Source organism: Rhodococcus sp. NPDC004095, assembly GCF_053604015.1.
This window is the reverse complement of sequence record NZ_JBSGGS010000003.1, coordinates 405,405-428,443: the sequence shown is the minus strand read 5'-3', so window position 1 is coordinate 428,443 and position 23,039 is coordinate 405,405. Positions and strand designations below refer to the sequence as shown.

Genomic DNA, 23,039 nt, shown 5'->3' with positions numbered 1-23,039 from the left:
ACGGGCAATGCCCGTGCCCCCGACTCATCGGACTCCCTACGCCACCTGCAGCTCCAGCTCGCCGTCGGCGACCTCGACCCGGACCTCGGCGCCCTCGGCGATCACGTCGTCGATCAGCAGGTCCGCGACCCGGTCGTCGACGACCCGCTGGATCGACCGGCGCAGCGGCCGGGCCCCGAACTCGGGCTGGTGCCCGTGCTCGGCGATCCAGTCGACGGCCGCGTCGCTGAACGTGATCCCGATGCCCTTGTCCGCCAGCCGCTTCCGGCTGTCGTCGAGCATGAGGTCGGTGATCCGGTGCAGCTGGTCGGCGTCGAGCTTGCGGAACACCACGATCTCGTCGATCCGGTTCAGGAACTCCGGCCGCATCGATTCACGCAGCCGGGCCATCACCCGGTCCCGCAGCGGCTTCTCGGCCGCGGCCTGATCGCCGGTGATGAAGCCGAGTGCGCCGCCCTTGCTCGAGATCAGGTCGGAACCGAGGTTGCTGGTCATGATCACCACGGTGTTGGTGAAGTCGACCGTGCGGCCGTGACCGTCGGTGAGCCGGCCGTCGTCGAGCACCTGCAACAGGGTGTTGAACAGGTCCGGGTGCGCCTTCTCGATCTCGTCGAGCAGGATCACCGAGTACGGGTTGCGCCGCACCTGTTCGGTGAGCTGGCCCGCCTCGTCGTAGCCGACGTACCCGGGAGGGGCGCCGACCAGACGGGAGACGGTGTGCCGCTCGCCGAACTCGCTCATGTCGAAACGGATCATCTTGTCCTCGTCACCGAACAGCGACGCCGCCAGTGCCTTCGCGAGTTCGGTCTTGCCGACGCCGGTCGGGCCGAGGAACAGGAAGCTGCCCACCGGACGATTCGGGTCGCCCATGCCGGCCCGGGAGCGGCGCACCGCCCGCGCGACCGCGTGCACGGCGTCGTCCTGGCCGACGACCCGCTGATGCAGCTCGTCCTCGAGCGACCGCAGCCGGTCCTTCTCCTCCTGCGTCATCCGGCTCGCCGGGATGCCCGTCGCACGCGCCACGACCTCCGCGATCGACTCGGCCGTCACCTCGGGGGTGTCGGCGGACGCCGCGGTCGCCGTGCCGTCGATCCGGCTCTGCACCTGCGCGATCCGGTCCCGCAGCTGCGATGCCTTCTCGTACGCCTCGTCGGCGACGGCCTGCTCCTTGTCCTTCTCCAGCTGTGCGAGCTGGGACTTCAGGGCGTCGGTGTCGACCTTCGGTGAGCGCAGCGACAGCCGGGCGCCGGCCTGGTCGATCAGGTCGATCGCCTTGTCCGGCAGGAAACGGTCGCCGATGTACCGGTGCGAGAGTTCGACGGCGGCGACGATCGCGTCGTCGGTGTACCGGACGCCGTGATGCTCCTCGTACCGGTCCTTCAACCCGGACAGGATCGTGATCGCGTCCGCCGTGCTCGGCTCGTCCACGATCACCGGCTGGAACCGGCGCTCGAGGGCGGGGTCCTTCTCGATGTGCTTGCGGTACTCGTCGAGGGTGGTGGCGCCGACGACGTGTAGATCCCCACGTGCGAGCTTCGGCTTGAGGATGTTGCCTGCGTCCATCGCGCCGTCCGCACCCGCGCCTGCCCCGGCGATGGTGTGGATCTCGTCGATGAACACGATCAGTTCGCCCTTGTGGGCGGTGATCTCGTCGACCAGCTTCGTCAGCCGCTCTTCGAAGTCGCCGCGGTAGCGGGTGCCGGAGACCATCGACGACATCTCCACCTGGACGATGCGCTTGCCGAGCAGGCGGTCGGGGACGTCTCCGTCCACGATCCGCTGCGCCAGACCCTCCACGATCGCGGTCTTGCCGACACCCGCCTCGCCGATCAGCACCGGGTTGTTCTTGGTGCGCCGGGACAGGATCTCGACGGTCTGCTCGATCTCCAGTGCACGACCGATCACCGGGTCGATCTCCCCGGCGCGGGCGCGCGCGGTGAGGTCGACGCCGTACTGGTCGAGCGTCGGGGTGTCGGTGGGGTTCTCGGCTGCGGCCTCGGGGCCGGCCTGGACGGCGCGCTGCAGGGACTCGAGAGTGATGCCCAGCTCGGCGAGCACCCGGCCGACCTTGTGGTCACGGTCGGAGGCGAGCGCGAGGAACAGGTGCTCGGGGTCGATGTAGGTCGAACCGAGGGCGCGCGCGAGCTGGTGCGCCTCGAGCAGCGCGGTCTTCAGGGCCGGGCTCAGCGAGGGCGATGCGGTGAATCCGTCGCGGCCCTGCGGCAGGAGTGCCTCGGCGGCCTCGGCCACGGCCGACGGCTCGGCGCCGGAGCGCTGCATCAGGGTCCGGATCGGGTCCTGCCCGGCCATCACGTGGATGACGTGCAGGGCGTCGAGTTCGGCGTCACCGCGGCCCGCGGCGAAGCGGGCGGCCGCGTTCACGAGCTCCTGGGTGGACCGGCTCATGAGTCGGCTGATGTCGATGCGGCCGGGGCCCTGGGGGCCGAAGAATGCAGGCATTGACGAGCCTCCTGAAAGTTGAGTGATTCTGACTCAACTAACGTGTCGACATCGCAATCAATTCCCGGGAGGCGACATCGCGCTGAGATGTGCGCGACAGCGGTCGGGCCCGCTCCGATTCCGGAGCGGGCCCGAGAGGTGCCGGACGTCAGGGGATCAGGAACCGAAGATCGAGCCCAGTGAGCCGAGGTCGAGAGACTCGAAGTCCAGCGACCCGCCGGCGGGCGGTTCGGTCGTGGGGTTGCATCCGGTGACGGTGACGCTGTGCCACTGCCGGTCGCCGATCCACTCCGGGCCGCCGTCTCCGAGGTTCCCGGGCGGGCCCAGGACCATGCGGTAGTCGAGCTTGTGGGTGTCCGCGTCCGCGTTGGGCAGCGGCGGATCGGTCTCCTTCAGGTCCGTCTTCAGGTTCCGGAGGTAGCTGACCGAGACCGTCTCCCGGTCCTTGACCATTGGGGTCTCGGGGGTGTTCGGGTACTCGGGGTACGACGGGGACGCGGCCTCGGCGTGCAGGCCGGAGGTGCGGCCGGTGGGCCCGGCCGGCGTCTGCCCGTAGTCGGGGCCGGTCAGATCCTCGTCGTCGATGCGGAAGTCGATCGTGTAGCTGGTGATGTTGGTGTTGTTGTCGATGGCGAACTCGACGTTGCAGTCGCCCTTGTCGACGGCGACGAAGCGGACAGGGCCCTCGGTCTGGCCGAGGTCGGGTTCGGCCGCGCCGGCGAGACCACCGGTCAGGAGGAGTGTGGAGCCCGCCGCGGCGACCAGGACAGGCAGGCGTTTCATGGTTCGGTTCATAACGATTACCTTTCAGATCGGTTACCAGTTGGCCAGACGGTAACCGGGTGGGACGGTTGGCGGGCGCTAAACGGACATTTCGTAACCTTGGGTTTTGTTCGCGTGTACAACGAATCTGCGGGCTCCGGGAGGCGCTGCCGTAGCGTGAGCGCATGACCGTCCCCAGCCCGCTCGACCGGCTTCGCGAGCTGTGTCTGTGCCTACCCGAGGCCACCGAACGGATCAGTCACGGCGAGCCCGCGTGGTTCGTGCGGCGGGCGCCGCAGTTCGCCACCTACGCCGACCGGCACCACGACGACCGGGTCGCGTTCTGGGCGGCCGCACCGTCCGGCGCGCAACAGGATTGGGTGGCCCGCGACCCGGGGCGCTTCTTCGTACCGCCCTATGTCGGCGGCCGTGGCTGGATCGGGGTGTATCTCGACGTCGGCGCGAACGGCATTCCCGGGCAAGAGGATTGGCGGGACATCGAGGACATCGTCGAGGACGCGTACCGAACCGTGGCCCCGAAGACGCTGCTCGCCCGGCTCGACACGCCTGCGGGCGAGCGCTGATGTCCGGGACCGCCCTCGTTGCGTTGCTGGTCGCGGTGGCGGTCGTCGCCCTCGCTGCGGCGATGCTGCGCCTGCGCACCCGCCGTACCCTGACCACCCCGGAGGAGCGGGCCGTGCACGCGACCCTGCACACGGCGTCACTCGCGGCGCGGCCACTGCGGCGCGGCCTGGACGCCACCTCCGCCGCCGAGGCGGCGCCGCACCTGCGCCGGCTCACCGCCGCCGATTCGTTGGCCCTCGCCGACGGCGACGGCACCGTCCTCGCGTGGAACGGACCCAACGACCATCTCACCGACACGTTCGCGGTTGCCGCCCGCGCCGCCGCCGAGACGGGTCGGCGGGAACTCATCGCGCACCCGGGCCCGGGGATCCGCGCGTTGATCGTGCAGCCGCTGGTGGTCGACGACGTCGGGGTGGTCGGCGTGATGGGGGTGCTCACCGGAGTCGAACCCGGGCCCGGGATGCTCGGGGCCATCAGCGAGGTCGCGCGGTACGCGTGCAGCCAGATCGAACTCGCCGAGCTCGACGCGTCCCGCGCCCGCCTCGACCGCGCCGAGGTCCGCGCCCTGCGCGCCCAGATCAGCCCGCACTTCATCTACAACGCCCTCAACACCGTCGCGTCGTTCGTGCGGACCGACCCGGATCGGGCCCGCGAACTGATCCTCGAGTTCGCCGACTTCACGCGCTACTCGTTCCGCTCCGCCGGCGAGTACACCCTGCTCTCGGACGAACTGCGCAACATCGACCGCTACCTGACCCTGGAACGGGCCAGGTTCGGGAGCGCGCTCGAGGTGCGCCTGCAGGTGGCACCGGAGGTGCTCGGCGTGGTGCTCCCGTTCCTCGCACTGCAGCCGCTGGTCGAGAACGCCGTACGCCACGGCCTCGCCGGGCAGACCCACGGCACCGTCACCATCGTCGCCGCCGACGAGGGCACCGACTGCGTGATCAGCGTCGAGGACGACGGGGTCGGCATGGACCCGGAGCTGCTGCGGTCCGGCTCGCTCGACGCCGTCGCCTCCGGCACCGGAGGTCCGGCCGCGAAGGAATCCGCGCACGTCGGACTCGCGAACGTCGACGACCGGCTGCGGGCCGCATTCGGCAACGACTACGGCCTGGTGGTGGAGACCGCGCCCGGCGCAGGCACACGGGTGAGCATGCGGGTGCCGAAGTTCCGACCCGGGATCCGGGTCTGAGGGTTCCCGGCTCCACCGGGGTGGGTGTGAGCCGTTCGACCCGGTCCGGCGTGGCACCATTGACCTGTTGTGACACAGACTCCCGAAGGGGTTTCCGAAACCCCGCTGACCGTGCTGGCCGTGGACGACGAGCGCCCCGCGCTCGACGAACTGGCGTATCTGCTGCGCGCCCAGGACGACGTCGGCGAGATCCTCACCGCCGGTGACGCGACCACCGCCCTGCGGGTGATCAAGGACCGGCTCGGTGCGGCAGCGCCGATCGACGCGGTGTTCCTCGACATCAACATGCCCGGACTGGACGGTCTCGAACTCGCCGGGGTGCTCGCGGCGTTCGCGACCCCGCCCGCGGTGGTGTTCGTGACCGCCCACGACGACCGCGCGGTCGACGCCTTCGACCTCGGTGCCGTCGACTACCTGCTCAAGCCGCTGCGGGAGGAGCGACTGACCGAGTCGGTGCGCCGGATCCGTGCCACCCGCCGAACCTCCGAGCCGGCGCCCTCGGAACCGGACGCGACCCAGGCGGACGAGGTGATCCCCGTCGAGCTCGGCGGCGTCACCACACTCGTGCACCGATCCGACGTGGCGTGGGTGGAAGCGGACGGAGACTACGCGCGCCTGCACACCGCCACCGGCTCGCACCTGGTCCGGATTCCGATCTCGTCGCTCGAATCCCGTTGGCAGCCCGCCGGGTTCCTGCGCGTGCACCGCTCGTACCTCGTCGCGCTGCCGCTGGTCACCGGCATCCGCAGCGTGGGAACCGGAACGGTGGTGTGCCTGCGGGTCGGTGAGGACGCCCCGGTGGTGGAGCTGCCCGTCAGTCGCAGGCACACCCGCGAACTCAAGGACCGTCTGGTCCGGGTGCCGCGGCAGAGCTGGACGAGCCGATGAGCGGACCCCCGGACGGTCGACCCCGGGCGCGTGAGCGAGTGGTGCTCGCGCACCGGCAGGGAGCCCGGACGGTCCGCACTCGCGTCGAGGTCCAGGAACAGACCGAGGTGGGCGAGGCCATGATCCGGGCGCTGGTGCGCGCGCAGCTCGGCCTGGCGTTGCGGTTCGCGGCCGCGGTGGTGCTGGTGGCCGCTGCGATCCCCCTGCTGCTCGCGGCCTTCCCGTCTCTCGGGGACGTCACCGTCGCGGGGGTGCGGCTGCCCTGGCTGGTGCTCGGGGTGGCGGCCTATCCGGTGCTGTACGGGGCGGGACGGCTCTACATCCGCCTCGCCGAGCGCACCGAACAGGAATTCGTCGACCTGGCCGACGACTGAGCGGCGGAGGTGACGCGTGTCGGGGCAGCCGATTCCACTGGTGACCGTCGTCGCGCTCGCGATCGCGGCCGTGGCGACCGTCGCGATCGGCTTCTACGGCGTTCGCCTGGCGCGCACCACCTCCGATTTCCTCGTCGCCTCCCGCAGCGTCGGGCCGCGGTGGAACGCCGCCGCGATCTCCGGTGAGTACCTGTCCGCCGCCTCGTTTCTCGGGGTCGCGGGACTGATCGCCAAGTACGGCGCGGACGCGCTGTGGTACCCGGTCGGGTTCACCGCCGGTTACCTCGGGCTGCTGTTGTTCGTGGCGGCCCCGCTGCGCCGCTCGGGCGCGTACACCGTGCCGGACTTCGCCGAATTCCGGCTCGGCAGTAAGCGATTGCGCCTGCTGGCGATGGTCGTGGTCGCGGTGATCTGCATCCTGTACATGGTGCCGCAGTTCCAGGGCGCGGGCCTGGCGCTCGGGATCCTGCTCGGATGGCCCACCTGGGTGGGCGCGGTGGTGGTGGCGCTGATCGTGATCGCGAACGTCGTCGGCGGCGGCATGCGGTCGATCACCTTCGTGCAGGCGTTCCAGTACTGGCTCAAACTGACCGCCGTCGCGGTGCCCGCGCTCGTCCTCGCGGGCCATCTCGCCGGTGCCGGCGGTGCCCTCGGCACACCCGCGCCGCCGACGGTCGCCGAGCGCACCACCGTCGACATCACCACCGACGTGGTCGTGCAGGTGTCGGAACCGTTGCCCGCCATGATGTCCGGCACCCTCGACGGGCAGCAGGTGGACGGTCCGGTCGCGCTGGCGGTCGGGGAGCACACGCTCGGGGCGGGCACCGCGCTGGTGCTCGACGCGGGCGCCGCGGTGCCCGTCGTCGCGGGGGCGCCGCCCACCGGACAGCAGTGGCTCGAGCCGGGCTGGGGCCTCGGCGGCGCCCACCCGCTCTTCCAGGTGTACTCGCTGATCGTCGGAATCTTCCTGGGCACCATGGGATTGCCACACGTGCTGGTGCGGTTCTACACCAATCCCGACGGCCGGGCGGGGCGGCGGACCGCGCTGGTCGTGATCGGCCTGGTCGGCGGCTTCTACCTGTTCCCGACCCTGCTCGGGGTGTTCGCCCGGCTGTGGGTGCCGCAGCTGCTCATCACCGGGACCTCCGATGCGGCGGTGCTGCTGCTGCCCGCGTCGGTGGTGTCCGGGGTCGGGGGACAGCTGCTGGCGGCGCTCGTCGCGGCGGGCGCGATCGCCGCGTTCCTGGCCACGTCGTCCGGTCTGCTGGTCAGCGTCGCGGGCGTGCTCAGCACCGACGTGCTGCGCGGCCGGATCCGCGACTTCCGGGTGGCTGCCGTCGTCGCGGGTGTGGTGCCGCTCGCGATGGCGATCGGGGTGTCCTCGATCGACCTGTCGCGGACCGTCGGGATGGTCTTCGCGGTCGCCGCGTCGACCCTGTGCCCGCTGCTGGTGCTCGGCATCTGGTGGCGCGGCCTGACCGCCACGGGCGCCGCGGCCGGGCTGATCGTCGGTGGAGTGGCGTCCGGATCGGCGGCGCTGGTGACCGCGTTCGGCGGTGTCGGCGCGGGTCCGTGGAGTGGCTGGCTGCAGGTGCTGGTCGGGTACCCGGCCGCGGTGACGGTGCCGCTGGCGTTCGTGACGATGGTGGCGGTCAGCCGCGCGACCCGCGGCAGCGTGCCCGCCGATGTCGGGCGCACCTTCACCCGCATGCACGCCCCGGAACGGCTCGGCGTCGGCCGCGACCGCGAGCGCGACCTGTAGGCAGCTCCGCTGCCTGTGAGTGTTTGTGGTCCCGGTGCGGGCCACAAGTGCTCACGGGCGCCGGAGGCGCCTGCGCCGTTCGTCGCGCCGAACCGACCGTCCGGCGCGCGATCCGGCAGCTGGGCGTGTGACTGCCGTCACGGTCTTCTTTTGTGACCTGGGTCTCAATAACGTCTGTGGCCTGCCGGTCCTCACAGCCGGCCCCACAGACCGAGGAGTCCGACGTGACCACAGCAGACCTGAGTTCGGAGGCGACGCCGTCCCGGCGCACCCCGGACGCGCAGGCCTTCATCGAGATGCAGGCGAGTCCTGAATTTCAGGACCTGCGACGCAGGCTGCGCCGCTTCGTCTTCCCGATGACGGCGTTCTTCCTGACCTGGTACGCCGTCTACGTGCTGCTGGCGACCTACGCCTCGGACTTCATGGCGACCAAGGTGATCGGCAACGTCAACCTGGGCATCGTCCTCGGTCTGGGTCAGTTCGTGACGACGTTCGTCATCACCGCGCTGTACGTGAAGTTCGCGAACCGCGAGCTGGACCCGCGTGCCGCCGCCATCCGTGACGAGCTGGAGGGATAGGACCGATGACGACCATCCTCGCCGCCGGCGGCTCCCAGGTGGGCAACCCGGCCCTCAACATCGCCATCTTCGTGGCGTTCGTGGTGATCACGATGGGCATCGTGATCCGCGCGAGCCGCACCACGAAGAAGGCCTCCGACTTCTACACCGGTGGCGGCCAGTTCTCCGGCCCGCAGAACGGTTTCGCGATCGCCGGTGACTACCTGTCCGCGGCGTCGTTCCTCGGCATCGCCGGTGCCATCGCCGTCTACGGCTACGACGGCTTCCTGTACTCGATCGGCTTCCTGGTCGCCTGGCTGGTGGCGCTGCTGCTGGTCGCCGAGATGCTGCGCAACACCGGCCGGTTCACGATGGCCGACGTGCTCAGCTTCCGGCTCAAGCAGCGGCCGGTCCGGATGGCCGCCGCGCTGTCCACGCTGGTGGTCTCGCTGTTCTACCTGCTCGCGCAGATGGCCGGCGCCGGTGGCCTCGTCGCACTGCTGCTCGACATCCACGACAAGGCCGGTCAGGCCATCGTGGTCGCGGTGGTCGGCGTCCTGATGATCGTGTACGTGCTGGTCGGCGGCATGAAGGGCACCACCTACGTGCAGATGGTCAAGGCCGTCCTGCTGATCGCCGGTGCAGGCATCATGTTCGTGCTGGTCCTGCTCGCCGTCCGCGGCAACTTCTCGCAGCTGCTCGCCGACGCACAGGACATGGTCACGAACTCGACCAACGAGGCCGTCGCCGGCCGCGACGTGCTCGCGCCGGGCGCCAAGTACGGCATCAGCTCGATGTCGCGACTGGACTTCGTCTCGCTCGGCATCGCCCTGGTGCTCGGCACCGCCGGCCTGCCGCACGTGCTGATGCGCTTCTACACGGTGCCCACCGCGAAGGAGGCCCGCCGCTCGGTGACCTGGGCGATCGGCCTGATCGGCGCCTTCTACCTGTTCACCCTGGTCCTCGGCTACGGTGCGGCCCGGATGGTCGGCCCGGACAAGATCCTCGCCGCCCCCGGCAAGGAGAACGCCGCCGCCCCGCTGCTCGCGTTCGAACTCGGCGGCACGCTGTTCCTGTCGATCATCTCCGCGGTCGCGTTCGCCACCATCCTCGCCGTCGTCGCCGGTCTGGCGATCACCGCGTCGGCGTCGTTCGCCCACGACATCTACGCCAGCGTCATCAAGCGCGGCAACGCCTCCGAGGAGCAGCAGGTCAAGGTCTCGCGGATCACCGTCGTCGTGATCGGCCTGGCGTCCATCGTGCTCGGCATCCTCGCGATGGGGCAGAACATCGCGTTCCTGGTGGCACTCGCCTTCGCCGTCGCGGCGTCCGCGAACCTGCCGACGCTGCTGTACTCGCTGTTCTGGAAGAACTTCAACACCACCGGCGCCCTGTGGAGCATCTACGGCGGCCTGGTCAGCTGCCTGGTGCTGATCGTCTTCTCCCCGGCCGTCTCCGGCGCCAAGAGCTCGATGTTCCCGAACAGCGACTTCTCCTGGTTCCCGTTGGCCAACCCGGGCATCGTCTCCATCCCGCTGGCCTTCGTGCTCGGCATCGTCGGCACCTACGTCGGCCGGCGCAAGCTCGAGGACCCGGCCAAGCAGGCCGAGATGGAGGTCCGATCCCTCACCGGTGTCGGTGTGGAGAAGGCGGTCGCGCACTAGCTGCACCCCGGGGCTCGGCCCCACCAGATCCGTCCCGCACCTCGGAGCCCTCGCCCGAGGTGCGGGACGTTCGCATGACGGGGTCACCTGGAACGAGCGGGCCGCTACGATTCGCCCATGGCAAAGCTGAAGGTCTCGGTCGATGTGCCGCTCGCTCCCGACGCCGCGTGGGAAAAGGCAAGCGATCTGGCGGAATTCGAGAAGTGGCTGTCGATCCACGACGGCTGGCGCTGCGAGCTCCCGGTGGAGCTGGCCACCGGCATCACGGCCGAGTCGGTGGTCTCGGTCAAGGGACTGCGCAACCGCGTCCGCTGGACCATCACCGACTACGCGCCCCCGCAGAAGCTCGTCCTCAAGGGGGACGGCAAGGGCGGCGTGAAGATCGGGCTCGTGCTGTCGGTGGCGCCGAAGCACAACGGCGCCGAGGTCGGATTGAACATCGACCTCGGCGGCGCTCCATTGTTCGGTCCGATCGGCTCCGGAGTGGCCCGTGCCCTCAAGGGAGACATCGAATCATCACTGAAGACGTTCGTCGCCCTCTACGGGTGACCGGCCGGCCATCCTGTGTTCCTGACGGCCGGCCGTCAGGAACACAGGTGCCTGGGCGTCAGCGGCGTTCCCGCACGATCATCAGCGGTCGTTCGGCGCGGTGCAGCAGGGTCCGGCTCGTCGAGCCGAGCAGCATGCCGCGGAAACCACCGCGTCCGTGGCTGCCGACGACCGTGAGCTGAGCCGACTTCGACTGGTCGAGCAGCTGTTCGACCGCGCGGTCCCGGACCACGACACGCTGCACGGCGACGTCGGGGAAGCGTTCCTGCCAGCCGGCGAGGCTCTCGGCCAGCGCCGCCTCCTCGTTCTCGGCCAGGCCCTCCCACGGCAGGTCCTCGACCGCGGCGGGCAGGGTGTCGAAGTCGACGTCGCTCCAGGCGTGCACCGCCACGAGGGACGTACCGCGCAGCGAGGCCTCGGTGAACGCGGCCTCGATGGCGGGCACGCTGTTCGCGGACCCGTCGACACCGACGACGACCGGGCCTGCGTCGGGCACGGTCTCCGCGCCGGGGACGACCACGAGCGGGCAGCGCGCGTGCGTGGCCAGTGCCGAGGTCACCGAGCCGAGCAGTGCGCCCCGGACGGCGCCGAGCCCTCGGCAGCCGAGCACGATCATGCGGGCGGACTCCGACAGGTCCAGCAGGGAGGGAATCGGAGAGCCGCGGAGCACCGCCGTCTCGACCTCGACGCCGGGTGCGGCCTTCTTGGCGAGCTCCGTTGCCGCGGCGAGGATCCGCTGCGTTTCGGCGGCGAGGTCGTCGAAGTATTCCTGGGACGTGACCAGGACCCCGCCGTACACGACCGGCGTCGGGAGTGCGGACACCACTCGTAGCGGTGCCTTGTGTCGCGCCGCGGCGTGGGCCCCCCACAGGGCCGCCGCGTTCGAGGTCTCCGATCCGTCGACGCCCACCACGATCGGGGGATTGATGATCATGTCGCCTCCTCCGCGGAGCGGGTCGGCGGTCGGTCCGTCGGTGCCCCGCAGATCCCATGCTCGTCGAGATGGGCCGCGGCGGCTAGGGGCGAACGTCCCGCCTCGTCGGTGTCCTCGATCACGGTGGCCGATCGCCCCGTGGACCGGGCGATCAGGAGCGGGTTGCCGCGCAGGTGACGGGCACGCCGAGTCGCTGCATCACCAGGCTCGCCGGACACCAGCCCATCGCGGCGTAGAACACCAGGTTGGCGCCGACGAACCCGGTGAGTACCAGCCACCAGGGGGACAGGACCGCGGCGAGGGCAGCGCTCAGCAGCACCAGCACGCCGGCGAGCAGCGGGACGACACGTGCGACGGTCCAGCCGTCGTGGCGGGGCAGGGGCATGACACTCTCCGGGGTCGGGTTCGACATCACGGCCCAGTATACCCCTGGGGGTATAAATTCGGCCGTGTCGGATCGGTCACGCTCCCGCAGGAGCCGATCGGGTGGCGGCTATTCCAGGATCGGGGTGGAGACGGAGTCGACCAGCCACGCCTGCGCGAGTTCGTCGAGAGTGCCGTCGGCGTAGAGCGAATCGACCGCTGCGGAGACGCACGGGGTCAACGGGCTGTTCTTCTCGAGCACCAGCCCGAAGAACTCGGTCACGGTGTTCGGCCGCGGGAACTGGCCGACCAGAACACTTTCCGGCAGATCCGACTCGGTGATCTGGAAGCCCGTCGGAATGTCCACCACCAGCGCGTCGATCCGGCCGTCGGCGAGTGCGGCCTTCGCCTCGTCGGTGGTGGCGAACGCGAGCGGCTCGTCGCCCGGCCGGATGGTTCCCTCGATGGCGGCGAGGCTCGTCGAGCCGGCCTGGGCCCCGAGCTGAAACCCGGTGAGGTCGTTGAGATTGCGGGCCGAGGCGGCGGGGGTGCCCGCCATCGCGACGATCGCCTGCGTCACCGCGTAATACGGGGACGAGAAGTCGACGGCGTCCCGGCGGTCGCCGACGATCGTCACCTGGTTGATGTCGAAGTCGAAGGACTTCGGCCCGGGCGCGATCGCCTCCGCCCACGGCACCCGGACGAACGTCACCTGCGCGGGGTCGTAGCCGAGGCGCTCCGACACCGCGCGCGCGACCGCACCTTCGAATCCCTTGCCGTTGGCCGGGTCGTCGTCGACGAACCACGGTGCGTATGCGGGGGAGTCTGTGGCGACGGTGAGGGTCCCCGGGGCCCTCGTCGCCCCGGTATCGGGGCCGCAGTCGCCGATCGCCGCGGTCGACGGCAGCTTCGTGTACGCGTTCGGAACCGGGGTCGACGTGGGTGCGGCCGCGGTGCCTGCGTCCGACGACGAGCAGCCGGACACTGCGAGGACCGCGGCCAGTGCGAGCGGAAACAGGGCGGCGGGTCGATGTCCGATTCGGGGCACCCGGACATAGTGCCTGCGTGGACGACCGGCGGCAACAGATGATGCAACGCCGGGTAACGGGTGTCTGCGGAGTCGGCGGTTCGCCATGCGGCGGGGTGTCCGTGCGGCCCGTGGGCGCACCTGGCTTCGGTGGGTGGCAGGCATTGAATCCAGGTCACGAGGACAGCGTGGGTCCGGACGTGATGAGTGCGATTCCGATGCTCGGTCCGCCGCCGAGCAGTTGTACCGGTGGGCTGTTGGTGAAGCGCTGATCGGTGGGCTCGAATTCCACCATCGGGAAGCCGACGTTCTCTTGGTGTCGCCAGGTCCGATTGATGTCGATCACGCTGGGGATCGAGTCAGGGGACACCCAGAAGGTATCCGGCCCGGCTTCGCCGAACGTCACGAACTTCGTGGTCGGCGAACTCAGGTCGTAGTCGCTGGACACTCGCCGATATTCGATCATCCAGAACGCCCTCTTCGGGGATTGGTATTGGACCCTTTCGGCCGCCTCGTAGATCGGGAAACCCGCATTCCGGGCGGCGATCAGGGATTGAAGGGTCATGCTCGGAGGGTTGACGAGGCTGGAAGCCGATGCGGTGATCGACTCCAACGAATCCGTGGATGTGGCACCCGCCGGCGCCACCACCCCAACGCCGACCGCGACCGCGACCAGGCCCCCCGCGAATACGCGCTTGACCGAGATGTCGATCATCGATGAATTCCCCCTACCGTGATTGGCTGCAACCTACCAACCGGTATGTCGGTTTACTCTGATGAGCGTTACGTGGGTCGATTGCCTGGGTCGGCTCGGCGGCGTCAGGAACCCTCGCGGGCGCGCCGTGCGGCGAGCGATACTGCGTATGGGCGTGCAGGAGGTCGGCGGATGGGCGACGGTCGCGGCAGCGCAGTTCTCTCCACCTATCGGTACCTCAGGCTGGCCATGGTCGTGCTGGTCGTCACGCTCGCCGCCTCGGTGCTCGTCGCGACGGCGAAGTCCGGTTGCTGGCGGGACTCGATCAGTGCGTACTACTACAGCACGGCGCACAACGTCCTCGTCGCGGTCCTCTGTGCGCTCGGCGTCTGTCTGATCGTCTACAAGGGCAGTTCGGACACAGAGGACGTCGCGCTGAACCTGTCCGGATTTCTCGCGTTCGTCGTCGCGGTGGTGCCCACTGCACCGCCGGAGCCGGGTTCGTGTGGCTGGCGGGAGATCGCGTTCGAGGGTGGCCTGTCGGACGCGATGCGCAACAGTGTCTGGGCGATCCTGATCGCTGCGGTGATCGCCCAGGTGGTGACATTGGTGATCGCGTGGCGGACGGGCGCCGACCGGTCGCTCAAACCGGTGGCCCGGTGGGTCCGCAACTTCGGGTGGGTGCTGCTGGCGGCCGGGGTGTCCTGCTTCCTGTTCTTTCCGGACTTCTTCGCGGCACACGGCCACACGATCGCGGCATCGCTCATGTTCGCGGGGATCGTCGGTGTGGCCGTGGCCAGCGCCGTCTCGGCCTCGTACACGCCGAACGCCGGGACCTACGTCCGCGCGTACCAGGCGATCGCCGGCTGGATGTTCGCCACCCTCGTGGCGGTCCTCGTCGTGCATCTGGCGTTCCCGGACTTCGGGCATCTGGTCCTCGTCGCGGAGGTCCTGCTCATCGCGGAGTTCGCGACGTTCTGGATCGTGCAGACCGTCGAACTGTGGAACGTCGTGGACCGGACGGACCTGTACGAGCGCGGTCAGGCGCCGGAGAAGTTGTGATCGACCGGCCGAACATCCGGTTGACCTGGGAAGATGTTGTGCCCTCGGCAGGATTCGAACCTGCGACACCGGCTTTAGGAGAGCCGTGCTCTATCCCCTGAGCTACGAGGGCGTGGGGTGCGGGCATCGCTGCCCGTCCCCGCTGCAGTAGGCAGTGTAGCGGGGACGGGTGGGGTGGGACGCCATCGCCCGTGGCGGGTGCTCCGGGTGAACGGTCTTGACGCCGCTCAGGCGAGTGGTATGTTAACCGCAATTCGCATAGGTGCCGATCGTGACCGTGGAGGGGCGGTCACGATCGGGTTCGAGAACTGTTGGTGTGCCGACCGTTTCGCCCACGGGGGATCCATCGAAGGAGGGGCGTATGCCTCGCAGCTATGTCAATCTCGACGAGCGGCCGCGGCTGACCACCGCGCGGACCCGCATCACGATCACCAGCACCCGCAAGCGGTGGACCCGGAAGAACCCGGACCTCACCGATGCGCTGGACTTCTGGTCGTTCGCCGGCGCCGCCGCGAACGTGGCCATGCAGATCGGCTGGCCGGAGGTCGCCTACGGGGTGATGGAGAGCAAGGTGCCGTCCGGCGCGCTGATGCATCATCCGTGGAAGCGGGCCCGCACCACCACCCAGTACCTGGCGGTCGCGATCCTCGGCACCGACGCCGAGCGGGAGGCGTACCGGGAGGCGGTCAACGGCGCGCACCGGCAGGTGCGGTCCGACGAGACCAGCCCGGTCAGGTACAACGCCTTCAACCGGGAACTCCAGTTGTGGGTCGCGGCGTGCCTGTACATCGGCTTCGAGGACTCGCACCAACTGCTGCACGGGAAGCTGTCCGCCGAGGACCTCGAGCACTTCTACCAGCGGTCCTCCACACTCGGCACGACCCTGCAGGTGACCGAGGACATGTGGCCGGCCACCCGCGCCGACTTCGACGTGTACTGGAACACCGCCTGCGAGCGGGTGGTCTTCGACGAGCGGACGAAGGAGTTCTTCGAGGACCTCGTGGGCCTGCGGATGATCGCGTGGCCGCTGCGGGCGACCTTCCGGAACCTGCTCAGGTTCCTGACGATCGGGTTCCTGTCGCCGCTGTTCCGCGAGCAGCTCGACCTGGAGTGGACCGAGGACGACCGCCGACGGTTCGAGCACCTGTTCATCTTCGTCTCGTTCGTCAACCGGTTCCTGCCCGGCTTCATCCGCAACGGGGGCAGCTACCTGTTGATGCGAGACCTGCGCCGGCGAATCGGCAAGGGCTCGAACCTGATCTGATGGCGCGCGTCGACGACGAACTGGGTCCGGGGAGCCTGCTCTGGGACTACCTCGGAGACCGCCGATTCCTGCTCACCCTGCCCCGCGCGGTGTCGCTGCAGATGCTGCACCCGGTGATCGCGCGCGGCATCCGTGAGCACTCGCGCACCCCGCGGCACGTGTGGATGCACGCCCGTCACACCGTCCCGCAACTGATCGCGATCGCCTACGAGGACCGGGACCTGTCCTCGGTGATCCGGTTCGGGCACGAGCAGGTCAAGGGGCGCCTGGAGAGCGGAGTCCGCTACCACGCGCTGAACCCGGACGTCTTCTTCTTCCAGCACGCCACCTACGTCGACACCCTGATGACGATGGTGGACACCTTCATCCGGCCGCTGCACGGCGACGAGCGGGAGCAGCTGTACCGCGAGTGCTGCTCGTGGTACCGCCGGTACGGGATCTCGGCGCGGGCGATGCCGGAGACGTGGGGCGGCTTCGAGAAGTGGTTCGCCGACGCATGTGCCCGGGAACTGGCACTCGGCCCGGACGGTGAGTACTACCGCGACCAGGTGCTGCGGCCGGATCACTGGGTGGTCAAACGCGTGCCGTCCGCCGCGGTACGGCAGATGATGCATCCGCGGGCACGGGAACTGTACGGGGTGCAGTCCTCGGGGTCCGGTGCGCTCACCCGGTATGCGCTGCGGCGCAGGCTCGTTGCCGCCGCGCTGCCCGATCGTCGCCACATCGCCGTCGCCAACCGGGCGTTCGCCCGCGCGAATCAGGCGGCAGGATCGGGTTCGGCGACCGGTGCGGGGGTGGCGACCCCTCGATGAAATCCCTTGCGGTCGTAGAGCGTCGTCACGACCGCGCCGAGTACCAGTCCGATCACCAGGCCGATCGTCGTCATCGCGACCGCGTGCGTCATCTCCCGTGAACCGCCCTCACCGAAGTACAGCAGCGCCCGCACCCCGAGGAACACCTGATGCATCGGCTCGAAACTCGCCAGCCAACCGAAGAACGGCGGCGTCGCCTCGATGGGGATGGTGCCGCCGGCAGACGGCAGCCCGAGCACGATGAACAGGATCAGGTTGAGGATCATGCCCACACTGCCGAAGACGGCGAGGACCGACATCGCGGTGACACCCACGGCGATGATTGCGAAGCTGCCGTACATCCACAGCCCCAACGCATTCGGCAGCGGCATCGACAGCAGGTGCGAGATCCACAGGTACAGACCCGACACGAGCGGACCGACGACGACCATGACCCCCCATTTGACGGCGAGCGTCTGCAGGCGGGAGATCTCCACCCTCGGGTTGTGGACGTAACGGGGGCCGAACTCGGTGGGAGCGAAGCCGAGCATGCCGTCGACGAGGGTGTTCACGATCATCGCGCCGGTGAACCCGGCGAGGATGACCAGCAGTGCGTAATAGAAGGCGGACAGCCCGTTTCCGGTGCCGTCCGGCAGTGGCTTGTGCTGCACCGTCAGCACCTCGATCGGGTGCGCCAGCGTCAACCGGGCCGCACCGGCGACCGGCGTGTCGCCGACCGCGGCCGCGACCTGGTCGGACAGTTGGGTGCCGACCTTCTCGTTCACCGTGGTCAACGCCGGGCCGGCGATCGCACCGACGAGCGCGGTCCCGAACGTCCCCGCCCGCGGGTTGGTGTAGACGGTGATGACGGGTTTCTCCACGTCGCCGGGGACAACGCTGGACTGGGCCAGGATCATCAGCCGCTTGGTGAAATCGGACGGGATGACGATCGCGCCGTACACCTCCGCGGAGTCGAGCATCGACTGCGCGGTCCCGATCCCCACCTGCTTCAGATCCACCTTGTCGGAAGGAACCCCGGCGACGAGTCCGTCCACGATCTGGTCGCCGATGTTCTGCCGCGTGTCCGAACCCGGGGTGACGTCCCCCTCGTCCTGGTTGACCACCGCGATCGGGAAGCCGCGCAGGTTTCCCTTCGGATCGAGGATGCTGCCCAGGTACAGCGTGGCCAGCAGCGACATGAGCAGTGCCACGACCACGATCGGGGCCGCCCAGAACAGCGGACTACGCAGTTTTCCGGTCCGCTGCCCCGGAAGGATCGGCTCCGGTGCTTCGTGCTTGGGGGAGGTCACGGCCACTCGCTCACACTCTCGCTCTTGTCGCTGTCTACGAACGTGGGGTCCGCGCCCGGACCTCGTCGACCAGTTCGTCGACCAGGGCGGCACTCATCGCGGGGCTGAACGAGGACAGCTTGGCCAGCGGCGCGCCCATCACCATCTGGAGCACGAGGGGGCTGACCTCGCCCATCCCGAGGGCGTCGTCGCCACCGGCCGCCGCGAACGCCTCCATCAACAGGGGTCCGCCGACCGGATGCGCGAACCAGTCGCCGAGCGTCGACATCCCGGTCAGGGTCGGCGGAATGCCGTCGCCGGGGGAGGCGTGGGTGGCGGTCAGCCGGATGTCGCGGGAGGAGGCGCCGACCCGGATCTCGAAGTCGCCGGCCTCGACCACCCAGCGGTGTTCGCGCGACGACCAGAACGCGAACGCCCGGGAATCGAGGGTGATCGTCACCTTCCGGGCCTCGCCGGGAGCCAGGTGCACCTTGGTGAACCCCTTCAGTTCGTGCACGGGCCGGTCCACGCTCGCGTCCACGTCGCGCACGTACAACTGCGGCACCTCTGCCCCGGCCCGGTCGCCGGTGTTGGTGACGGTGAACGTCACCTCGAGCGCGTCCCCGGCGGGGGTGAGGGTGAGGTCGGAGTACTCGAAGGTGGTGTAGGACAACCCGAATCCGAACGGGTACGCCACCGGCATGTCGAGGGTGTCGAACCAGCGGTAGCCGACGTGGATCCGTTCGCCGTAGACGACGACACCGTCCGAACCGGGGAAGTTCATCCGGCTGGGGGTGTCCGCCAGGTCCAGCGGGATCGTCTCGGTCAGCCGCCCCGACGGGTTCGCCAGGCCGAACAGCAGGTCCGCGAGCGCCGGGCCGCCGGCCTGCCCGAGCAGCCAGCCCTCGAGGATCGCCTGTGCGCGGTCCTGCCAGCCCGCCGTCGCGACGACTGCACCGTTCGAGAGCACCACGGCGACACGGGGATTGACCGCCGCGACGGCGTCGAGCAGGGCCAGCTGGTTCGCGGGGATGTCGATGTCGGTGCGGTCGAAGCCCTCCGACTCCACCTCGGTCGGCAGCCCGAGGAACAGCAGCACCGTCTCCGCGGACTCGGCGAGGGCCACGGCCTCGGCGACCAGGTCGGCGTCGGCGGTGCCGTCGAATCGGAAGCCGGGCGCGAAGCGCACCGAGGCACCATCCCCGCCGAGGGCGGCGATGGCGTCGAGCGCCGAGTCGACGCGGGTCGGCACGACCTGGGAACTGCCCGATCCCTGGAACCGCGGGGTGCGGGCGAACTCGCCGATCACCGCGACCGAGTCGAGGGCGGCGATGTCGAGGGGGAGCAGCCCCTCGTTCTTGAGCAGGACCGCCGACTCGGTGGCCGCGACCGCGGCGAGCTCGTGGTGGGCGTCGGCATCGTAGGCGCGCGCGGCGCCGGTGGGGGCCGTGGTGCGCTCGATCAGGGTGAGCAGTCGGCCGACCGAGTCGTCGAGCGCCGACTCGTCGAGTTCGCCCGACTCGACCGCCGCGACCACCCTCTCGTCGCCGGCCGCGGCGGGCATCGTCAGGTCCAGGCCCGCGGCCAGCGCCCGCACCCGGTCGTTGACCGCGCCCCAGTCCGAGACGACCAGGCCGTCGAATCCCCACTCGTCGCGCAGCACTTCGGTGAGGAGCCAACGGTTCTCGCTGACCTGCACGCCGCGGACCTTGTTGTACGAGCACATCACGGTCCACGGCCTTGCGGTGGTGACGATCCGCTCGAAGGCGGGCAGGTAGATCTCGCGGAGGGTGCGCTCGTCCGCCTGGACGTCGATGCGCATCCGGTCGGTTTCCTGGTTGTTGGCGGCGAAATGTTTCAGCGACGCGGCGACCCCGCGGGACTGCACGCCCTGCACCCATGCCGCGCCGAGGACACCGGCGAGGAACGGATCCTCCGAGTAGTACTCGAAATTGCGTCCGCACAGCGGCGACCGGCGGATGTTCACGCCGGGGCCGAGCAATACGGAGACCCCCTCGGCGCGGGCCTCGTCACCCAGCGCGGTGCCGACGGTGCGGATCAGGTCGACGTTCCAGCTCGAACCGAGCCCGACGGCGGGCGGGAAGCAGGTGGCGGGGACGCTGTCGCCCAGTCCAAGCGCGTCACCGCCCTCGGACTGCTTGCGCAGACCGTGCGGGCCGTCGGTCAGCATGATCGACGGGATCGCGGCATCGGGCACGGAGGCGGTGTGCCAGAAGTCGGCGCCCGTGGTCAGGGCGGCCTTCTGGATACGGTTCAGGCCGGAGATGACGCCCGAATGCTTCTGGTGTGCCATGGAATTCCTAGTCTGCCGCCGGACGCGGGCCTCCGCCCGCACTGATCAGGACTTCAGCCTAGGTGGGGAACCGGGGCCGGACACGACGACACCCCCGGTCGTGTCGGGTGATCCGACAGGGCCGGGGGTGCCTCGAGTGCCGCGGTCTACGCGGTGGCCGGAGCCTCCGCGGTGTCCTGCTCCGCCGGCAGTTCGCGGCGCAGCTTCTCGCCCTCGATGTCGACGTTCGGCAGGATCTTGTCCAGCCACTTCGGCAGCCACCACGCCTTGTCGCCGAGCAGGGCCATCACCGCGGGGATGATCACCATGCGGACGATGAAGGCGTCGAAGAAGACCGCCGAGGCGAGCGCGAAGCCGATCGACTTGATGAACGCGTTGTCCTCGAGGATGAACGCGCCGAACACCGAGATCATGATCAGTGCGGCGGCGGCCACCACGCGGGCGCCGTGGCTGAAGCCGATGGTCATCGCCTTCTTCGCGGAGGCGCCGTGCACGTACTCCTCCCGCATCCGGGTGACCAGGAAGACCTGGTAGTCCATCGCGAGACCGAACACAACACCGATCAGGAAGATCGGCATGAAGCTGACCAGCGGCTGCGGGTTGGCGATCAGGCCGCCCCAGCCCTCCTGGAAGATCGCGACGGTGGCACCGAACGTGGCGGCGACGCTGAGCAGGAAGCCGAGGGCCGCGGTCAGCGGCACCAGGATCGACCGGAACACCAGCATCAGCAGGATGAACGCGAGCCCGACCACGATGATCAGATACGGGACCAGTGCGCCCTGCAGCCGGTCCGAGACGTCGGTCTCGAGCGCGGTCTGCCCGGTGACGCCGTAGTTGACGCCGATCTGCTCGTGCAGCGCGCCCTCGCCGTCGCGGATGGACTGCATCAGGTCGACGGTCTTCTGGTCGGTCGGCGCGCTGCCGGGGGTGACCAGGATCTGCGCGGTGTCCCCGGCCGGGTTCATCGCGACGATCTGCGCGTTGACGACGTCGTCCTGCGCGGAGATGGTCTTGACCACCTCGCCGAACGCCTCCGCCGCCGGGACGGTGGCGTCCTTGGCGTCGACGACGACCACGAGCGGGGAGTTGCGGCCCGGACCGAAGGCGTCGGAGACCAGGTCGTAGGCCTGCCGCGAACTGGTGGCGGGATCGCCGGTGCTCTCGGACGGCAGGGCCAGCTTCAGCCCGGTTGCGGGCAGCGCCAGCGCACCGAGAACGGCGATGCCGGCGATCAGCGGGATCAGGGGCTTGCGCGCGACCCAGCCGGCGTAGCGGGTGGCCGGGCCGGGGGCCGCGTCCTCGGCCTCGGCGTCCGGGGCCTTGACGAACGGGATCCTGCCGGCGAACGCCCTACGGCCCAGCAGGCCGAGGAAGGCGGGCAGGAAGGTCAGCGCGACGAGCACCGCGACGAACACCGCGAACGCCGCGGCCATGCCCATGTCGCTGAGGAACTTGATGCCGACCACGCGCAGCGCGACGAGCGCGATGATCACCGTCAGTCCTGCGAACACGACCGCCGAGCCTGCGGTGCCGACCGCCCGGCCGGCGGCCTCCTCCCGGTTACCGGTGACGCTGACCTCGTGCTTGAAGCGCGAGACGATGAACAGCGAGTAGTCGATCGCGACGGCGAGGCCGATCATCACCGCCAGCGTCGGGGTCATTGAACCCAGTTCGGTGAATCCGGTGGCGATCGTGATGCCGAGGCTGCCGATACCGACGCCGATGATCGCGGCGATCAGCGGCAGCCCCGCAGCGACCAGCGAGCCGAAGGTCAGCATCAGGACGACCGCGGCCACGGCCAGGCCGATCAGCTCGGCGGATCCGCCGGGTGCCTCCTGGGTGGCGGCGGCGGTGCCACTGACCTTGACGGTCAGACCGGCGTCCCGGGCGGCCTGCGCGGCCACGTCGATCTGGTCGGTCAGTTCCGTGGTGACGTCCTTGAAATCACCGCTGAACGGCACCTCCACGTAACCGACGGTCCGGTCCGGGCTCAGCGGGGACAGGGCCTGCGCGTCTGCGGCCGCCTGGTCGAGCGGCTTGCCGGTCTGCTCGGCCTGCGCCTTCGTCATCTCCGTCAGGCCTGCGTCGGCGACGACCGGATTGACCAGCGCGCCCTGGGCGGCCTCGGGGGAGGCGGTGGCCGGGTCGACCTTCGCGGCCGGATCGACGAGGTCGATGGCGCGGACCTTGGCCAGGGTCGCATCCATCGCGGCCTGGCTCTCCTCGCTGTCGAGGGTCTGGCCCTCTGGAGCGGCGAAGACGAACCGGGCGGAGATGGAGTTGAACGGATCCTTGCCCGAGGACGGGAACCGCTCGGCCATCAGGTCCTGCGCCTTCTGCGCCGGGGTCCCGGGGATCGAGAACGAATCGTTGGTCGGACCCGACAGCGTTCCGGCGCCGACGCCCATCAGGACGAGCAGAGCGAGCCAGATCGCCAGGACGGTGCCCTTGCGCCGGTAGGCGAATTTGCCGATCCGGTACAGGTAGGTGGCCATGAAGGACCCTTCG

General features: G+C 69.6%; 20 protein-coding genes and 1 tRNA gene. 11 read left to right on the top strand and 10 right to left on the bottom strand.

Annotated elements, in window-relative coordinates; all coding sequences use genetic code 11:
* Positions 1 to 36: 36 nt before the first annotated feature.
* Both ACWEPG_RS08100 and ACWEPG_RS08095 read right to left on the bottom strand, forming a co-directional pair.
* Positions 37 to 2,460, bottom strand: coding sequence for an ATP-dependent Clp protease ATP-binding subunit (locus tag ACWEPG_RS08100; RefSeq protein ID WP_452594205.1), 2,424 nt, complete (start codon positions 2,458 to 2,460; stop codon positions 37 to 39).
* Between the two features lie 156 nt (positions 2,461 to 2,616).
* Positions 2,617 to 3,243, bottom strand: coding sequence for a hypothetical protein (locus tag ACWEPG_RS08095; protein ID WP_450113365.1), 627 nt, complete (start codon positions 3,241 to 3,243; stop codon positions 2,617 to 2,619).
* A gap of 164 nt (positions 3,244 to 3,407) precedes the next feature.
* Between ACWEPG_RS08095 and ACWEPG_RS08090 the strand changes: the two genes are divergently transcribed.
* The 8 genes from ACWEPG_RS08090 (at position 3,408) to ACWEPG_RS08055 (ending at position 10,793) form a co-directional block, all read left to right on the top strand.
* Positions 3,408 to 3,806: an MmcQ/YjbR family DNA-binding protein gene (locus ACWEPG_RS08090; protein ID WP_450113364.1), complete on the top strand. Its 399-nt coding sequence runs from the start codon at positions 3,408 to 3,410 to the stop codon at positions 3,804 to 3,806.
* A complete protein-coding gene (locus tag ACWEPG_RS08085; RefSeq protein ID WP_450113363.1) occupies positions 3,806 to 4,999 on the top strand; it encodes a sensor histidine kinase in 1,194 nt (397 codons plus the stop codon). Before ACWEPG_RS08090 ends, ACWEPG_RS08085 begins: the two co-directional genes overlap by 1 nt.
* 69 nt (positions 5,000 to 5,068) lie before the next feature.
* Positions 5,069 to 5,887 (top strand): LytR/AlgR family response regulator transcription factor, encoded by an 819-nt coding sequence (locus ACWEPG_RS08080; protein ID WP_450113362.1) that lies wholly within the window; start codon positions 5,069 to 5,071, stop codon positions 5,885 to 5,887.
* The gene (locus ACWEPG_RS08075) at positions 5,884 to 6,261 is read left to right on the top strand and encodes a hypothetical protein (RefSeq protein ID WP_450113361.1); all 378 of its coding nucleotides are present in this window, start codon (positions 5,884 to 5,886) and stop codon (positions 6,259 to 6,261) included. Before ACWEPG_RS08080 ends, ACWEPG_RS08075 begins: the two co-directional genes overlap by 4 nt.
* Positions 6,262 to 6,277: 16 nt before the next feature.
* Positions 6,278 to 8,023 carry a sodium/solute symporter gene (locus tag ACWEPG_RS08070; protein WP_452594204.1) on the top strand — a complete coding sequence of 582 codons (1,746 nt, stop codon included), beginning with the start codon at positions 6,278 to 6,280 and terminating at the stop codon, positions 8,021 to 8,023.
* Positions 8,024 to 8,247: 224 nt separating this feature from the next.
* Positions 8,248 to 8,601 carry a DUF485 domain-containing protein gene (locus ACWEPG_RS08065; protein ID WP_450113359.1) on the top strand — a complete coding sequence of 118 codons (354 nt, stop codon included), beginning with the start codon at positions 8,248 to 8,250 and terminating at the stop codon, positions 8,599 to 8,601.
* A gap of 5 nt (positions 8,602 to 8,606) precedes the next feature.
* Entirely contained in the window at positions 8,607 to 10,244 is a 1,638-nt protein-coding gene (locus ACWEPG_RS08060) for a solute symporter family protein (RefSeq protein WP_450113358.1), read from the top strand.
* Between the two features lie 117 nt (positions 10,245 to 10,361).
* Entirely contained in the window at positions 10,362 to 10,793 is a 432-nt protein-coding gene (locus ACWEPG_RS08055) for a type II toxin-antitoxin system Rv0910 family toxin (RefSeq protein WP_450113357.1), read from the top strand.
* 58 nt (positions 10,794 to 10,851) lie between these two features.
* Here ACWEPG_RS08055 and ACWEPG_RS08050 read toward each other — a convergent pair whose 3' ends face one another.
* From ACWEPG_RS08050 to ACWEPG_RS08035, 4 genes are all read right to left on the bottom strand, one after another.
* Entirely contained in the window at positions 10,852 to 11,727 is an 876-nt protein-coding gene (locus ACWEPG_RS08050) for a universal stress protein (protein WP_450113356.1), read from the bottom strand.
* A gap of 151 nt (positions 11,728 to 11,878) precedes the next feature.
* Positions 11,879 to 12,139, bottom strand: coding sequence for a YgaP family membrane protein (locus tag ACWEPG_RS08045; protein ID WP_450113355.1), 261 nt, complete (start codon positions 12,137 to 12,139; stop codon positions 11,879 to 11,881).
* A gap of 81 nt (positions 12,140 to 12,220) precedes the next feature.
* Positions 12,221 to 13,129, bottom strand: coding sequence for an ABC transporter substrate-binding protein (locus ACWEPG_RS08040; protein ID WP_450113388.1), 909 nt, complete (start codon positions 13,127 to 13,129; stop codon positions 12,221 to 12,223).
* Between the two features lie 163 nt (positions 13,130 to 13,292).
* Entirely contained in the window at positions 13,293 to 13,832 is a 540-nt protein-coding gene (locus ACWEPG_RS08035) for a hypothetical protein (RefSeq protein ID WP_450113354.1), read from the bottom strand.
* A gap of 171 nt (positions 13,833 to 14,003) precedes the next feature.
* Here ACWEPG_RS08035 and ACWEPG_RS08030 point away from each other — a divergent pair, with 171 nt between their 5' ends.
* A complete protein-coding gene (locus ACWEPG_RS08030) occupies positions 14,004 to 14,873 on the top strand; it encodes a hypothetical protein (protein ID WP_450113353.1) in 870 nt (289 codons plus the stop codon).
* 39 nt (positions 14,874 to 14,912) lie between these two features.
* Here ACWEPG_RS08030 and ACWEPG_RS08025 read toward each other — a convergent pair.
* A tRNA-Arg gene (locus ACWEPG_RS08025) sits at positions 14,913 to 14,985 on the bottom strand.
* Between the two features lie 249 nt (positions 14,986 to 15,234).
* Between ACWEPG_RS08025 and ACWEPG_RS08020 the strand changes: the two genes are divergently transcribed.
* Entirely contained in the window at positions 15,235 to 16,137 is a 903-nt protein-coding gene (locus tag ACWEPG_RS08020) for an oxygenase MpaB family protein (protein WP_450113352.1), read from the top strand.
* Positions 16,137 to 16,949 (top strand): oxygenase MpaB family protein, encoded by an 813-nt coding sequence (locus ACWEPG_RS08015; RefSeq protein WP_450113351.1) that lies wholly within the window; start codon positions 16,137 to 16,139, stop codon positions 16,947 to 16,949. The genes ACWEPG_RS08020 and ACWEPG_RS08015 overlap by 1 nt, the downstream gene beginning before the upstream one ends.
* Here the strand turns inward: ACWEPG_RS08015 and ACWEPG_RS08010 are convergent.
* The 3 genes from ACWEPG_RS08010 to ACWEPG_RS08000 all read right to left on the bottom strand — a co-directional run bounded on the left by ACWEPG_RS08010 (position 16,895) and on the right by ACWEPG_RS08000 (position 23,026).
* Positions 16,895 to 18,238 (bottom strand): YhgE/Pip domain-containing protein, encoded by a 1,344-nt coding sequence (locus ACWEPG_RS08010; protein WP_450113350.1) that lies wholly within the window; start codon positions 18,236 to 18,238, stop codon positions 16,895 to 16,897. The genes ACWEPG_RS08015 and ACWEPG_RS08010 overlap by 55 nt on opposite strands.
* Before the next feature lie 34 nt (positions 18,239 to 18,272).
* Complete coding sequence (locus ACWEPG_RS08005) at positions 18,273 to 20,573, bottom strand: glycoside hydrolase family 3 C-terminal domain-containing protein (RefSeq protein ID WP_452594203.1); 2,301 nt, start codon at positions 20,571 to 20,573, stop codon at positions 18,273 to 18,275.
* A 104-nt stretch (positions 20,574 to 20,677) separates the two neighbouring features.
* Complete coding sequence (locus tag ACWEPG_RS08000) at positions 20,678 to 23,026, bottom strand: MMPL family transporter (RefSeq protein ID WP_452594202.1); 2,349 nt, start codon at positions 23,024 to 23,026, stop codon at positions 20,678 to 20,680.
* Between the last annotated feature and the right edge of the window lie 13 nt (positions 23,027 to 23,039).